This window comes from Segnochrobactrum spirostomi, assembly GCF_009600605.1.
Lineage (GTDB): Bacteria > Pseudomonadota > Alphaproteobacteria > Rhizobiales > Segnochrobactraceae > Segnochrobactrum > Segnochrobactrum spirostomi.
This window is the reverse complement of sequence record NZ_VWNA01000001.1, coordinates 1,239,950-1,254,306: the sequence shown is the minus strand read 5'-3', so window position 1 is coordinate 1,254,306 and position 14,357 is coordinate 1,239,950. Positions and strand designations below refer to the sequence as shown.

The 14,357-nt window shown below is 68.8% G+C and carries 11 protein-coding genes and 1 pseudogene; 8 read left to right on the top strand and 4 right to left on the bottom strand.

Going from position 1 to position 14,357, the window contains the following annotated elements:
- The first annotated feature begins 206 nt into the window (after window positions 1–206).
- The 3 genes from F0357_RS05595 to F0357_RS05585 are packed head-to-tail and all read left to right on the top strand — an operon-like array spanning window position 207 to window position 3,018.
- Window positions 207–1,916, top strand: a complete 1,710-nt coding sequence (locus tag F0357_RS05595) for an ArnT family glycosyltransferase (RefSeq protein WP_208948231.1) — start codon at window positions 207–209, stop codon at window positions 1,914–1,916.
- Window positions 1,913–2,695 carry a glycosyltransferase family 2 protein gene (locus F0357_RS05590; RefSeq protein ID WP_153479462.1) on the top strand — a complete coding sequence of 261 codons (783 nt, stop codon included), beginning with the start codon at window positions 1,913–1,915 and terminating at the stop codon, window positions 2,693–2,695. The genes F0357_RS05595 and F0357_RS05590 overlap by 4 nt, the downstream gene beginning before the upstream one ends.
- On the top strand, window positions 2,692–3,018 hold the full coding sequence (locus F0357_RS05585) for a lipid-A-disaccharide synthase N-terminal domain-containing protein (RefSeq protein ID WP_153479461.1): 327 nt from the start codon (window positions 2,692–2,694) through the stop codon (window positions 3,016–3,018). Before F0357_RS05590 ends, F0357_RS05585 begins: the two co-directional genes overlap by 4 nt.
- A 206-nt stretch (window positions 3,019–3,224) precedes the next feature.
- Here the strand turns inward: F0357_RS05585 and metC are convergent, their stop codons facing one another.
- A complete protein-coding gene (gene metC / locus F0357_RS05580; protein WP_153479460.1) occupies window positions 3,225–4,433 on the bottom strand; it encodes a cystathionine beta-lyase in 1,209 nt (402 codons plus the stop codon).
- A gap of 398 nt (window positions 4,434–4,831) precedes the next feature.
- On the opposite strand from metC, the pseudogene F0357_RS05575 reads away from it, so the two are divergent.
- The 4 genes and pseudogenes from F0357_RS05575 to F0357_RS05560 all read left to right on the top strand — a co-directional run bounded on the left by F0357_RS05575 (window position 4,832) and on the right by F0357_RS05560 (window position 9,093).
- Window positions 4,832–5,847 (top strand): annotated as a pseudogene (locus F0357_RS05575) (amino acid ABC transporter substrate-binding protein).
- Window positions 5,848–5,943: 96 nt separating this feature from the next.
- On the top strand, window positions 5,944–7,134 hold the full coding sequence (locus F0357_RS05570) for an amino acid ABC transporter permease (RefSeq protein WP_153479459.1): 1,191 nt from the start codon (window positions 5,944–5,946) through the stop codon (window positions 7,132–7,134).
- Between the two features lie 10 nt (window positions 7,135–7,144).
- The gene (locus F0357_RS05565) at window positions 7,145–8,269 is read left to right on the top strand and encodes an amino acid ABC transporter permease (RefSeq protein ID WP_153479458.1); all 1,125 of its coding nucleotides are present in this window, start codon (window positions 7,145–7,147) and stop codon (window positions 8,267–8,269) included.
- A gap of 41 nt (window positions 8,270–8,310) precedes the next feature.
- A complete protein-coding gene (locus F0357_RS05560; RefSeq protein ID WP_153479457.1) occupies window positions 8,311–9,093 on the top strand; it encodes an amino acid ABC transporter ATP-binding protein in 783 nt (260 codons plus the stop codon).
- A 460-nt stretch (window positions 9,094–9,553) separates the two neighbouring features.
- Here the strand turns inward: F0357_RS05560 and sseA are convergent, their stop codons facing one another.
- The 3 genes from sseA to F0357_RS05545 all read right to left on the bottom strand — a co-directional run bounded on the left by sseA (window position 9,554) and on the right by F0357_RS05545 (window position 13,135).
- Entirely contained in the window at window positions 9,554–10,402 is an 849-nt protein-coding gene (gene sseA, locus F0357_RS05555) for a 3-mercaptopyruvate sulfurtransferase (protein ID WP_153479456.1), read from the bottom strand.
- Window positions 10,403–10,441: 39 nt separating this feature from the next.
- On the bottom strand, window positions 10,442–11,479 hold the full coding sequence (locus tag F0357_RS05550) for a cysteine synthase A (RefSeq protein ID WP_153479455.1): 1,038 nt from the start codon (window positions 11,477–11,479) through the stop codon (window positions 10,442–10,444).
- Window positions 11,480–11,653: 174 nt separating this feature from the next.
- Complete coding sequence (locus tag F0357_RS05545) at window positions 11,654–13,135, bottom strand: cryptochrome/photolyase family protein (RefSeq protein ID WP_153479454.1); 1,482 nt, start codon at window positions 13,133–13,135, stop codon at window positions 11,654–11,656.
- 175 nt (window positions 13,136–13,310) lie between these two features.
- Here F0357_RS05545 and cysE point away from each other — a divergent pair, with 175 nt between their 5' ends.
- Window positions 13,311–14,153 (top strand): serine O-acetyltransferase, encoded by an 843-nt coding sequence (gene cysE, locus F0357_RS05540; RefSeq protein WP_153479453.1) that lies wholly within the window; start codon window positions 13,311–13,313, stop codon window positions 14,151–14,153.
- Window positions 14,154–14,357: the final 204 nt, after the last annotated feature.

The following is a 14,357-nucleotide window of genomic DNA, read 5'->3' as shown; positions in this document are numbered from 1 at the left end:
GGACGGGACTTCACCGCTATCACGCAGGCGCGCCGTCCGTCAGGTCTCCTCTCATGCGACCTCGAAGCCGGTGTTGAAGAGCACCGCGGCCGATGTGGTCCGCGGTGATCCGTCTCCGGGGATGAGCGGTCAGGGTACGGTCTCGGCGTGCGTCGGCACGTCGATTGCGCCCGCGGGGAACGCGGGCGCAGCGGGAGCGAAGGCGAGTGACTCAAACCGGAGCGCCGAGCGAGGCGGAATCGGCCGGCAGCGGCGGGCGTCCGCGGCCGATCGCGATCGCGCGTGTCGTGGTCGGGTTCGTCGGCCTCATTCTGTTGACGCTCGCGGTGTTCCTGCCGGGCCAGCACAGCTTGCCGCCGCTCGACCGTGACGAGCCGCGCTTCACCCAGGCGACCAAGCAGATGGTCGAGAGCGGCAATTATGTCGACATCCGCTTCCAGGACGTGCCGCGCTACAAGAAGCCGATCGGCATCTACTGGCTCCAGGCCGCGGCGGTAAAGGCGACCGGCTTCGGGGCCGACGCGCCGATCTGGGTCTACCGCATCCCCTCGCTGCTCGGCGCCCTCGCCGGCGTGCTGCTCGTGTTCTGGATGGCGCGGGCGTTCCTGCCGGCGGAACCGGCGCTGCTCACGGCCGGCGTCGCGGCGCTCACCATCCTGCTCGGCGTCGAGGCCCATCTCGGCAAGACGGACGCCGTCCTTTTCGGCACCATCATGGCTGCCCAGGGCGCGCTCGCCTATATCTGGCGCGCGGCCCGTCGGGGCGAACCGGTCGGCCTCGCGCTCCCCCTCATCTTCTGGCTGGCGCTCGCGCTCGGTGTCCTCGTCAAAGGACCGATCGGACCGATGGTCGCCGCCCTGACCGCGCTTTCGCTCGCCGGGAGCGAGCGCCGCTTCGCCTGGCTCAAGGCGCTTCGACCGGTGAGCGGGCTGATCCTCCTCGTCGTCGTGGTCGCGCCCTGGTTCGTGGCGATCGCGCTCGCGAGCAAGGGCGCCTTCTTCACCGAGGCCGTCGGCAAGGACATGCTCGGCAAGGTGGGCCAGGGGCAGGAGGCGCACTGGGCCCCGCCGCTCACCTACCTCGTCGTCTCGCTCGCGACTTTCTGGCCGCTGCCGCCCTTCACCGTCGCCGCGGCCCCTGCCATCTGGCGGCTCCGGCGCACCGAGGCGATCCGCTTCGCGCTGTGCTGGGCGGTGCCATCGTGGATCGTGTTCGAGGCCGTCTCGACCAAACTGCCCCATTATGTGCTGCCGCTGATGCCGGCGGTGGCGCTCGCGACCGTCGCCGCGCTGACGACCGAGCGGTCGGGGGCGAGCCTCGCACTGCGCATCGCCGCGGCGATCCTGATGGCGCTGGTGCCCGTCCTCCTCGCCGTCGCCACGATCGTGCTGCCCTTCTCGCTCGGCGATTATCCGAACCCGCTCGGGGCCGTGCTGGTCGTCGCCGGCGCGGTCGCCGGGGTGTTCGCCGCGATCCGGCTCGGCCGCCGGCGCTTGAACGATCTTCGAGCCGCCGTTCCTCTCGCGGCGCTGTCCGCGCTCTTCGTGCTCGCCGGGCTCTGGGCCTTCGTGCTGCCGAACCTCCGGCCGGTCTGGATCTCGCCGCGGCTCGTGGAGGCGGCCCGCAGCGTCGCCGGCTGTCCCGATCCGACCATCGCCTCGGTCGGCTTCAACGAGCCGAGCCTCGTCTTTCTCGCCGGCACCGGAACCCGGCTCGTCGATCCCGCCGCCGCCGTCGACATCCTCAAGGCGGGTGGCTGCGTGGTGGCGGCCGTCGATCGTCGCTTCGAGCAGGTCTTCAAGGAAGAGACCGCCGAGGAGCACGTACCGGTGGCGCTCAAGGGCCGCGAAGGCGGCATCAACATCAATGGCGGCCGCAAGCTCGATCTCGGGCTTTATGTGAGGGCTGCGCAATGAGGGCGGACGTGACACTCGCGATATCGGTTGTGCTGCCCGCCAAGGACGAAGCGGAAAACCTTCCCTTCCTCTTGCAGGAAATCGAGGACGCGCTGATCGATCGCGCGTTCGAGGTGATCGTGGTCGACGACGGATCGACCGATGGCACCGCCGCCGCGGTGCTCGAGATCGCCCGCCGTCATCCGTGGGCGCGCCTCATCAGCCACGCCGCGTCCTGCGGCCAGAGCGCCGCGGTGCGCACCGGCCTCCTCGCGGCGCGCGGCGAGATCGTCGTCACCATCGACGGCGACGGCCAGAACGATCCCCGCTACATCCCAGCGCTGCTCGATGCGCTCGCCGCCGGCGGGCCGGGCGTCGCCATCGCCGCCGGCGAGCGGCTCGGCCGCAAGGCCTCATTCGGCAAGCGCATCGCCTCCCGGGCCGCGAACCGCCTGCGCCGGGCGATGCTCGACGATCGCAGCCGCGACACCGGCTGCGGCCTCAAGGCGATCCGCCGCGAGGTGTTCCTCAAGCTGCCTTATTTCGACGGCTGGCACCGCTTCCTGCCGGCTTTGGTGCTGCGCGAGGGCTTCGGCATCCGCCAGGTCGACGTGGTCGATCGGCCGCGCCGCCACGGCACCTCCAAATACGGCATCTTCGACCGCGCCATGGTGGCGGGCGTCGACCTTCTCGGTGTGTGGTGGCTGCGCAGCCGCCTGCGCCGCCGGCCGGTCGCGACCGAGCGTATGCCGCATGGCGCGGCCGGGGCTTCCCATCTCACGGAAAGATCGCACCCATGAGTTTCCATGGCATCGTCGGCTGGCTCCACTCCGTCTTCGTGCTGCAGTTCGACGGTTGGGTCGTCGTCGGCTTCGCCGCCCAGGCGCTGTTCACCATGCGCTTCCTGGTGCAATGGCTGGCGAGCGAGCGGGCCGGACGCTCGGTGGTGCCCGTGACGTTCTGGTTCTTCTCGGTGATCGGCGGCGCGCTGCTGCTCGTCTACGCCGTCTCGCGCCACGATCCGGTGTTCATCGCCGGTCAGGCCGCGGGTCTGCTGATCTATGCGCGCAACCTCTGGCTCATCTTCAACGAGCGCCGGTCGGCGCTCGCCAAGGTCGAGTGAGGCCGGTCGATAAAGTAAGGCCTATCGAGCCTCTCCCCGCATCCCTTCTCCCCGCTTTGGGGGAGAAGCTGGCCCGGCAGGGCCGGATGAGGGGCGCTCCGGGTCCTCTCCGGCTGTAGCTAAGTGGCTGAAATATAAGCCTTCTATCCGCCTCATCCGCCCTTTCGGGCCCCTTCTCCCCGCTTGCGGAGAGAAGGGGGGTCCGATCAGGCGGCGGCCATCGCGGCGAAGCCGCGGGCGAGGTCGGCGGTGAGATCGCGCGGGTCCTCGAGGCCGATGTGGAGGCGGACCACCGGTCCCGCCTCGGTCCACGGCACCGCGGTGCGCGCGAGATCCGGCCGCGCCCGGATCGCGAGGCTCTCGTAGCCACCCCAGGAATAGCCCATCCCGAACAGCGTCAGCGTGTCGAAGAAGGCGGCGAGCGCCGTCTCCGAGACAGGGGCGAGATCGAACGCGAACAGCCCCGACGCGCCCGAGAAGTCGCGCTTCCAGAGCGCATGGCCGGGATCGGAGGGCAGCGCCGGGTGGCGCACGCGCGTCACCTCCGGCCGGCTCAGGAGCCATTCGGCGACCGCGACGCCGTTCACGTGGTGGCGGGCGAGGCGAACCTCGAGCGTCTTCAGGCCCCGATAGATCTGATAGACGTCGTCCGGCGCGGTGTGCAGGCCGAGCTGGCGATGGGTGGCGGCGAGCGCCGGGAGGGCGCGTTCGGACGCCGCGACGGTGCCGAGCAGCACGTCGGAATGGCCGCAGAAATATTTCGTCGCCGCCTGGATCGAGAGATCGACGCCGAAGGCGAGCGGCTTGAAATAAAGCGGCGTCGCCCAGGTGTTGTCCATCAGGACGGTCGCGCCGTGCGCCCGCGCCACCGCGACGATGGCCGGGATGTCCTGCATCTCGAAGGTCGCCGTGCCCGGTGCCTCGAGGAACACCGCCTTGGTGTTCGGCCGCATCAGAGCGGCGATCCCGGCGCCGACATGCGGATCGTAATAGGTCGTCTCGACGCCGAGCCGGGCGAGCAGGGTGTCGCAGAAATGGCGGGTCGGGCCGTAGGTGGTATCGACCATCAGGAGATGGTCGCCGGCCGACAGGCACGACAGGAGGGCGAGCGTGACGGCGCCGAGGCCCGACGGGGCGAGCTTGGTGCCGGCCGCGCCCTCGAGTTCGCTGACCGCGTCCTGGAGTGCCTCGGTCGTCGGCGTGGCCTGCCGGCCGTAGGTGTAGCGCGCCCGGTTGTGGAAATGTGCGTCCGCGCTTTCGAACAACACCGTGGAGGCATGCACGACCGGAGGGTTCACGAAGCCGTGCCACGTCTTGCCGTCGTAGCCGCCGTGCACGAGTCGGGTCGCGGGCTGAAGCGCCGCGTCTGCGATGGCATTGCGGGCGGATTCCGGGGCTTTTTCGTCGTTGCTCATGGTGTCTTCGATCGTGGGCGGGGGCTCGGCGCCATTGCGGCGGCGGTCCCTCCTTAGACCAAGGCGGTCGGTTCGTCGATCCGAGCCGATTGTCCGGTTCGGTCGTTGACGATCACACGTTGCGCCGGGTGGGCTTGACCGCTTCCGGCTAATGCCCTTCGATGGTCTGACGGGGGCGGCGCAGTTCTTGCTAAGTCTGCGGTCAGGTTCGTCTGGCCGAAGGGAAGGCGTCGGGTTGCATGCCGGTTCAACCGGGATCCGCGGTGCGGATTGCGGCCGACGCTGCTTCGAAAGGCGGCGCCCTGCGAAGGTCCGGTTCTGTTTTGCCCGTGTTTTGGGCGGAAGCGGGGCCGACCGACCAAACCAAATGTCAAAACCAACGTGGGAACGGTTCGACCATGAAATTCAACCTCCTGCCTGCGGTGATCGGCGCGGCGCTGGCCTTGACCGCGACCGTCGCCAATGCCGACACGCTGAGCGATGTGAAAGCCCGCGGATTTCTGCAATGCGGCGTGAACCCGGGCTTGCCCGGCTTCGGCGGACCGGACGACAAAGGCGAATGGAAGGGCTTCGACGTCGATTTCTGCCGCGCGGTGGCGTCGGCGATCTTCGCCGACCCGAGCAAGGTGAAGTTCACGCCGCTCAACGCCAAGGAGCGCTTCACGGCTGTGCAGTCCGGTACGGTGGACGTGCTCGCCCGCAACACCACCTGGACGTCGAGCCGCGACACCCAGATGGGCCTGATCTTCGGCGTCGTCACCTATTATGACGGCCAGGGCTTCATCGTGAAGAAGTCGCTCGGCATCTCGTCGGTGCTGCAGCTCTCGGGCGCCTCGATCTGCGTGCAGCAGGGCACCACGACCGAGCTCAACCTTTCCGACTACTTCCGCTCGCACAACATGCAGTTCAACCCCGTCGTGTTCGAGAACAACGACGACGTGAACAAGGCCTACGATTCCGGCCGCTGCGACGCGCTCACCACCGACGCCTCCGGCCTCTATGCCGAGCGCCTGAAGTTCGCCAATCCCGACGACCACATCGTTCTGCCGGAGATCATCTCCAAGGAGCCGCTCTCGCCGGCCGTCCGCCAGGGCGACGACAAGTGGCTCAACATCATCAAGTGGACGCACTATGCGATGCTCGATGCCGAAGAGTTCGGCATCACGTCGAAGAACGTCGACGACATGAAGAAGTCCGACAACCCGGAGATCAAGCGTCTCCTCGGCGTCGACGGAAACTTCGGCGAGGGCATGGGCCTCGACGCCGCTTGGGCCTACAACATCATCAAGCTCGTCGGCAATTATGGCGAGGTGTTCGAGCGCAACGTCGGCAAGGATAGCCCCTCGGCATCGCTCGCGGTGCCAACGCGCTGTGGAGCAAGGGCGGCCTGCAATACGGCATGCCGGTTCGCTGATCGCGTGTGGCCGGCCCTGCTGCGGCGGGGCCGGCCCCTCGCGGGCCCGCTTCTTGCAGGATGGTGCACTGTTCTCGACCGGTGGGGCGATGATTGATGGCGGTGGACGAGCGTTCGAACGGAGCTGAGCCCACGCGGGGCTCTCTTCTTTACGATCCCAAGGTTCGTGGGATCTTCTTTCAGGCTGTGCTGCTGATCGCGATCGTGTGGATCGCCTGGTACGCGACGACGAATGCGATCGCGAACCTGCAGCGCCAGAACATCGCCTCCGGGTTCGGCTTCCTCGGCGCCACCGCGAGTTTCGAAATCTCGCAGACGCTGATTTCCTATTCCCCGGCCTCGACCTATGGCCGGGCCTTCGTCGTCGGCCTCCTCAACACGCTGCTGGTGGCCGGTATCGGCGTCGTCTTCGCCACCCTCATCGGTCTTCTCGTCGGCATCGCGCGGCTCTCGTCGAACTGGCTGTTGCGCCAGCTTGCGACCGCCTATGTCGAAGTGCTGCGCAACATCCCTGTCCTCCTGCAACTGGTGTTCTGGTATTTCGCCGTGCTCAAGGCGCTGCCGGGACCGCGCCAGAGCCTGACCTTCTCCGGTGTGGCGCTCAACATCCGCGGGCTCTTCCTGCCCCGGCCGGTGTTCGGCGCCGGCAGCGGGCTGTTCGATATCGCCGTCATCGTCGCCCTCGTTGCGATCGGCGTCGTCCACGTCTGGGCCAGGCGCCGGCAGGTGGCGACCGGCCAGCAATTCCCCGTCTTCTGGACCTCGCTCGCGCTTCTGGTCGGCCTGCCCTTTCTGGCGCTCGCCGCGACCGGCTTCCCGGTCACGTTCGACGTGCCGGAGCTCAAGGGCTTCAACTATGTCGGCGGCATCATCGTCGGGCCGGAGCTCGTCGCGCTGGTGCTGGGGCTCACCCTCTATACGGCGTCCTATATCGCGGAGATCGTGCGCGCCGGCATCGTCGCGGTGAACAAGGGCCAGAGCGAAGCGGCCCATGCCCTCGGCCTCAGCCAGGGCACGACGCTGCGCCTCGTCGTCCTGCCCCAGGCGCTGCGGGTGATCATCCCGCCGCTGACGAGCCAATATCTCAACCTGACCAAGAATTCCTCGCTCGCGGTCGCCATCGGTTATCCCGACCTCGTCGGCGTGTTCGCCGGCACGGTGCTCAACCAGACCGGCCAGGCGATCGAGTGCATTCTCATCACCATGGGCGTCTATCTGGCGATCAGCCTGGTGACCTCCGGCATCATGAACTGGTTCAACGCCCGCGTGGCGCTGGTCGAGCGGTGAGGGGAAAGCGATGACATCCGTTGCCTATGTCCGCACCGCGCCGGCCGAGAGCCTGCCGCCGCCCTCCGTCTCCACCGGGGCGGTCGGGTGGCTGCGCGCCAACCTGTTCTCGAGCCCAGGGAACATCGCGCTCACCCTCTTCGCCCTCTGGCTCGTCTGGGTGATCATTCCGCCGATCCTGAACTTCGCCTTCTTCCACGCGGTGTGGGTCGGCGAGGACCGCAACGCGTGCCTCGGCCCTGCGGTCGGCGCCTGCTGGCCCTTCGTCGAGGCGAAGTTCGGTCAGTTCATGTACGGCACATACCCGGACGCCGAGCGCTGGCGACCGAACCTCGTCTATCTGCTGCTCGCCGCCGGCCTGATCCCGCTCGCCATTCCCCGGGTGCCGCACAAGTCCGCGAACGCCTTCTATGTGTTCGTGATCTTCCCGGTGCTGGCGTTCTTCCTCCTGGTCGGCGGGGTGCCCGGCCTGCCGGCGGTCGAGACCACGCGGTGGGGCGGCCTGCTCGTCACCCTCGTCGTCTCCTTCGTCGGCATCGAGGCGGCGCTGCCGCTCGGCATCCTGCTCGCCCTCGGCCGCCGCTCGAAGCTGCCGATCATCAAGGTCGCCTCGGTCTGCTTCATCGAGTTCTGGCGCGGCGTGCCCCTCATCACCGTGCTCTTCATGTCGAGCGTGATGCTGCCTTTGTTCCTGTCGAGCACGATGCAGCCCGACAAGCTGTTGCGCGCCCTCGTCGGCGTCGCGCTGTTCTCCTCGGCCTACATGGCCGAGGTGGTGCGCGGCGGCTTGCAGGCGATGCCGCGCGGGCAGACGGAAGGCGCCGCCGCCCTCGGCCTCGGCTATTGGCAGAGCATGCGGCTCGTGATCCTGCCGCAGGCCCTGAAGCTCGTGATCCCGGGGATCGTGAACACCTTCATCGGGCTGTTCAAGGACACCTCGCTCGTCATGATCATCGGCATCTTCGACCTGCTCGGCGCGGTGCAGCGCAACTTCACCGATCCGAAATGGGCGAGCCCGGTGACGAGCACGACCGGCTACCTCTTCGCAGCGGCGATCTTCTGGGCGTTCTGCTTCGCGATGTCCCGCTATTCCGCTTACATGGAACATCGGCTGAACCGAGGTCGGCGCCACTGAGCCCCGCTCGTTCGCCCCATAATATCAAGGGAACGACCGTCATGCAGACCGCCACCGCTTCGAATGCCGCCGCCGCTGTCGGCGCCGCCCCCGACCTCGCCGTCGAACTCACCGGCGTCAACAAATGGTACGGTGAGTTCCATGTCCTGAAGGACATCAATCTCAGCGTCACCCGTGGCGAGCGCATCGTCATCTGCGGTCCGTCGGGCTCCGGCAAATCGACCATGATCCGCTGCATCAACCGACTGGAAGAGCACCAGAAGGGCCGCATCATCGTCGACAACATCGAGCTCACCAACGACCTCAAGCGCATCGAGGAAGTGCGCCGCGAGGTCGGTATGGTGTTCCAGCACTTCAACCTCTTCCCGCACCTCACCATCCTCGAAAATTGCACACTCGCCCCGATCTGGGTGCGCAAGATGCCGAAGAAGGAGGCGGAGGACCTCGCCATGCACTTCCTGACCCGGGTCAAGATCCCGGATCAGGCGCGCAAATATCCGGGCCAGCTCTCCGGCGGCCAGCAGCAGCGCGTGGCGATCGCCCGCGCGCTGTGCATGCGCCCGAAGGTGATGCTGTTCGACGAGCCGACCTCGGCGCTCGATCCGGAAATGGTGAAGGAGGTGCTCGACACCATGGTCGGCCTCGCCCAGGACGGCATGACGATGCTCTGCGTCACCCACGAGATGGGCTTCGCCCGTCAGGTGGCGAACCGGGTGATCTTCATGGACGCGGGCCAGATCGTCGAGCAGAACGAGCCGGACGCCTTCTTCCGGAACCCCCAGCACGAGCGCACCAAGCTTTTTCTCTCGCAGATCCTGCACTGAGAGGCGTCGTCTTCCTCACTGCCCGCCCTAAACGAGACGCTCCATCCTCCCCTGGAGGGGGAGGGTCGGCACGCCGCAGGCGTGACGGGGAGGGGTGAAGCGGCAGGCGGGACGTATCGGAGCGTTTCACGGGCCGGCGTCCGCGGGCGGACCCCACCCCGCCGGCTTCGCCGTCGACCCTCCCCCTGGCAGGGGAGGGTGGGTGTGCTGCGGAAACGGCATGGCTCAGCCGCACTCACCGCCCACCCCAAACGAGACGCCTCACCCTCCCCTGGAGGGGGAGGGTCGGCACGCCGCAGGCGTGACGGGGTGGGGTGAAGCGGCAGGCGGGACGTATCGGAGCGCTTCACGAAGCCGCGTCCGCAGAGAAGACCCCACCCCGCCGGCTTCGCCGTCGACCCTCCCCCTGGCAGGGGAGGGTGGGTGTGCTGCGGAAACGGCGTGGCTGAGCCGCCTCCCCTTATGCGGGTCCTGTGACGACTTCGGTGTCCGGGCGGCTGCCCCATTCGGCCCAGGAGCCGTCATAGAGGCGGGTGGCGTCGTTGCCGAGCACGGCGAGGGCGAGTGTCAGCACCGCGGCGCTGACCCCGGAGCCGCAACTCGTCGTCACTGCGCCCGCGGGATCGAGGCCGGCGTCCGAGAACGCCGCCGCCAGCTCGGCGTCGCCCTTGAGGCGGCCGTTCGCGACGAGGGTGGCGAACGGCACGTTGCGCGCCCCCGGCATGTGCCCGGAGCGCAGGCCGGGCCGGGGCTCCGGCGCGGCGCCGGTGAAGCGGTCGGCGGGACGCGCGTCGGCGACGGCGCCGCCGGCGGCGAGGAGATCGCGCACCGCCGCGAGATCGGCGACCCGGGCGGGATCGACATTCGCGTGGAACGGCCGCGGCGAGGGATTGCGCGGCCCCGCCTCCAGCGCCCCGCCGGCCGCGATCCAGGCCGGCAGGCCGCCATCGAGCACGCGGACAGTCTCGACGCCCATCACCCGGAAGGTCCACCAGACCCGGGCCGCGGAGAACAGGCCGAGGGTGTCGTAGACCACGATCTCCTGGCCGTCGCCGATGCCGAGCCGCCCGATCGCCGTCTCGAACGCGGCCGGCGGGGGCAGCATGTGCGGCAGCGGGTTGTCCCGGTCGGAGATGCGGTCGATGTCGAAGAAGACGGCGCCGGGAATGTGCTGCTCGCGATAATCCGCCGCCGCGTCGCGCCCTGCCGTCGGCAGGTGCCACGAGGCGTCGACGACGACGAGGTTGGTATCTCCGAGCCGCGTCTTCAGCGTCTCCGCATCGATCAGCCAGCGAGACCGTTCGCTCATGGTGGCAATCCTTCGTCCGGGGCGCGGCAGGGCTGGGTGTCAGACCGCCTCGTAGGGAACGGCGATCGAGGGTGTCCGTTCGAGGAACGCCGGCACCGGCAGGCTCTTCTCCCGCAGGAAGGCCGGGTTGAAGAGCTTCGAGGCGTAACGCGTGCCGTAGTCGCACAGGATCGTCACGATGGTGTGGCCGGGACCGAGATCCTTGGCGAGGCGGATCGCGCCGGCGATGTTGATGCCCGACGAGCCGCCGAGGCAGAGGCCCTCGTGCTCGAGCAGATCGAACACGATCTCGACCGCCTCCTCGTCGCCGATGCGGTAGGCCTTGTCGACCGGCGCGCCTTCGAGATTGGCGGTGATGCGGCCCTGGCCGATGCCCTCGGTGATGGACGAGCCCTCGGCCTTCAATTCCCCGGTCGTGTAATAGGAATAGAGCGCGGCGCCGTGCGGGTCGGCGAGGCCGATCGCGATGTCCTTGCGGCGCTCCTTGAGGCCGATACCGACGCCGGCGAGCGTGCCGCCCGAGCCGACCGCGGCGACGAAGCCGTCGATGCGGCCGTCGGTGTCGGCCCAGATCTCCGGGGCGGTCGTCTCGATGTGGGCCTGACGGTTCGCCACGTTGTCGAACTGGTTCGCCCAGATGGCGCCGTTCGGCTCGGTCGCGGCGAGCTGTTCGGCGAGGCGGCCGGAGAGCTTCACATAATTGTTCGGGTTCTTGTACGGCACCGCCGGGACTTCGACGAGCTCGGCGCCCATCAGCTTGAGCGCGAGCTTCTTCTCGTCCGATTGGGTTTCGGGGATGACGATCACGGTGCGGAAGCCGAGCGCGCTCGCGACCATGGCGAGGCCGATGCCGGTGTTGCCGGCCGTACCTTCCACGATGGTGCCGCCGGGCTTCAACACGCCGCGCGCGATGGCGTCGCGGATGATGAACAGCGCCGCGCGGTCCTTCACCGATTGGCCGGGGTTCAGGAACTCCGCCTTGCCCAGGATTTCGCAGCCCGTCAGCTCCGAGGCCCGCTTCAGGCGGATCAGCGGCGTGTGGCCGATCGCGGCGACGACATCGGAACGGATGGACATGAGACGAGCGGCCTCCCGAGCGCGGAAACGGATGGCGGCACGCTACCCGTGCCCCGCCGGGGCATCAACCGCCGGGCATTGCGGCGGATCCCTCCGCCGCGGCAGATCGTTCGTGATCGCGGGAGAAAGTTGGAAAAAGATTCCAACACGGAAAATTATTCCCCTTCGGCGCCCTCAAGCCCGTTCGAAATCGCCCTGCGCTTCGCGCTTCGCCCGGATCGCCTCGAAGGCTTCGAGCGCCCGCGCCCGGCCGCGCGCGAGATCGACGATCGGATGGGGATAGGTCGTGCCGAGACGGATGCCGGCCGCGGCGAACTCGATCGCCGTCGCCTCCCACGGCTTGTGGATGAGGCTGTTCGGCAGCCCCGCGATCTCCGGCACGGTGCGGCGGACGAAGGCACCGGTCGGGTCGTAGCGCTCGCCCTGGAGCACCGGATTGAAGACGCGGACGAAGGGCGCGGCGTCGGCACCGCAGCCGGCGACCCATTGCCAGCTCGCCGTGTTGGAGGCGGGGTCGGCGTCGACGAGCGTATCCCAGAACCAGCGTTCGCCGTCTCGCCAATCGATCAGGAGATGCTTCACCAGGAAGGAGGCCACGACCATCCGAAGCCGGTTGTGCATGAAGCCGGTGTGCCACAGCCCGCGCATCGCCGCGTCGACGATCGGGATGCCGGTGCGGCCCCGCTTCCAAGCCTCGAGGGCGCCGTCGTCGTCGCGCCAGGGGAAATGCTCGAAGCGGCGGTCGAGGGGGCGCGTCGCGAGTTCGGGCGCCTGATCGAGCAGGTTCCAGGAGAAGTCGCGCCAGCCGATCTCGGCGAGGAATTTCTCCGCCCCGCGCGTCTCGCTCGTGTTCGCCCGCCGCTTCAGGGCGGCGAGGATCTGCCGGGGCGTGATCTCGCCGAACCGCAGATGCGGCGACAGGCGGGACGTGGTCTCCCCTTCGACGAAATCCCGGGCGTCGGCATAAGTCGCCAGCGCCGTATCGAGGAAGCGGTCGAGGCGCGCATGGGCGGCGGCCTCCCCGGGTTCCCAGGCGTCGCGCAAGCCCCCCGCCCAATCGGGCGCCGAGGGACGCAGCGCCCAGGCGCCGAGGGCGTCGGTCGAAACCGCACCGGCGGCGCCCCGCAAATCCTGCGGCACCGGGAGCGGCGCAGCGGGCTCCGGCAGGGCCCGGCAGGCCCGCCAGAACGGCGTGAAGACGCGGAAGCGCCCGCCGCTGCCGGTGCGTGGGACGTCTGGGTCATAGAGCAGCGCGCCGGCGCCTTCGAAGCTGGCGATGCCGCTCTCGGCGAGCATGGCGGCGATATCCGCATCCGCCGCGCGGCCGGCGGCCTCGAAGCGCCGGTTCCAGGCGACCAGACCGGCTCCGGCCTCGCGCGCGACCGCCGGCACGATCTCGCGCGCCGGGCCGCGGCGCAGGATGAGCGGCACGCCGCGCCGATCGAGGTCGGCGGCGAGGCGTTCGAGCGAACCGTGAAGCCACCAGCGCGCCGCGCCGCCGAGCGGGCGGCCCGAGGTGCCGGTCTGGTCGAGCACATAGAGGGCGAGGACGGGGCCGTGCGCGGCGGCGGCGGACAGAGCCGCATGGTCCGCGAGGCGCAGATCGTCGCGAAACCAGACGATTGCAGGCGCTGTCGCGGGCTCGGTGCTCGTCATTTCTCAAATCCGATGCGATAGAAGGGCTCGACAGGGATGTTCTACGCTGGCGGGACCCGTGTGGATCCGCCTGCCGCTGCGTTCCGCGACGGCCGGGCACGATGTTCTTTGATCTCGCGGATCGGGAGCATTATGTTACGCGCCAGCCGCCGGGCGATGAAAAGGAGTTCGCACCATGGCCCCCTTGCCCCAGCGTCACGACGGCGCGTCCGCGCCGATCGTCGCCCACGACCCGATCTGGGCCCGGCTGCGGCTTGAGGCGGAGGAGATGGTGCGCCACGAGCCCGCGCTCGCCGGCCTTCTGATCTCGACCATCCTGGAACAGCCGAGCCTCGAGGATGCCGTCATCCAGCGCGTGGCGGATCGGCTGCACAGCGCGGCCGTCTCCGGCGACGTGATCCGGCTGACCTATCGCCAGGCCCTCGACGCCGAACCGGTGCTCGGCGAGATCTTCCGCGTCGACCTCGCCGCCGTGGTCGACCGGGATCCCGCGTGCGACCGCTTCATCGAGCCGGTGCTGTTCTTCAAGGGCTTCCACGCCATCCAGACCCACCGCCTCGCCAACTGGCTGTGGCGCGTGGGGCGGCGCGATTTCGCGCTCTATCTCCAGAGCCGCTCGTCCGAGGTCTTCCAGACCGACATCAATCCCGCCGTGCCGATGGGCCGCGGCATCTTCCTCGACCATGCGACCGGCCTCGTCGTCGGCGCCACCGCCTCGATCGGCGACGACGTCTCGATCCTCCAGGACGTCACCCTCGGCGGCACGGGCAAGGAAAGCGGCGACCGGCACCCGAAGATCCGCCGCGGCGTGCTGATCGGCGCCGGCGCCAAGATCCTCGGCAATATCGAGATCGGCAATTGCTCGCGGGTCGCTGCGGGCTCGGTCGTGCTCCAGCCGGTGCCGCCGAACTCGACGGTCGCCGGCGTGCCGGCGCGGATCGTCGGCAAGGCCGGCTGCGCCGAGCCGGCGCGCACCATGAACCAGCTCGTCAGCGAGGATAGCGTCTCGCCGAAGTGAGGCGGTTCGCCTCACGGATGCCCCGGCGCGTCGAGCGGTGGAGAGATCGCTTCGCGACGTGAACGCGTCTCCGCGATATGCTAAGGCTGCGGCGCAACGCGCATCCGACGGGCCGGACGTCCCGCCCGCCCGCTTCGGTGCCAGCCTTATTCGACCCGGCGCCGGTCCGTCTTCCCGCGGATCGCAAGGGGTCTGTTCCGACAT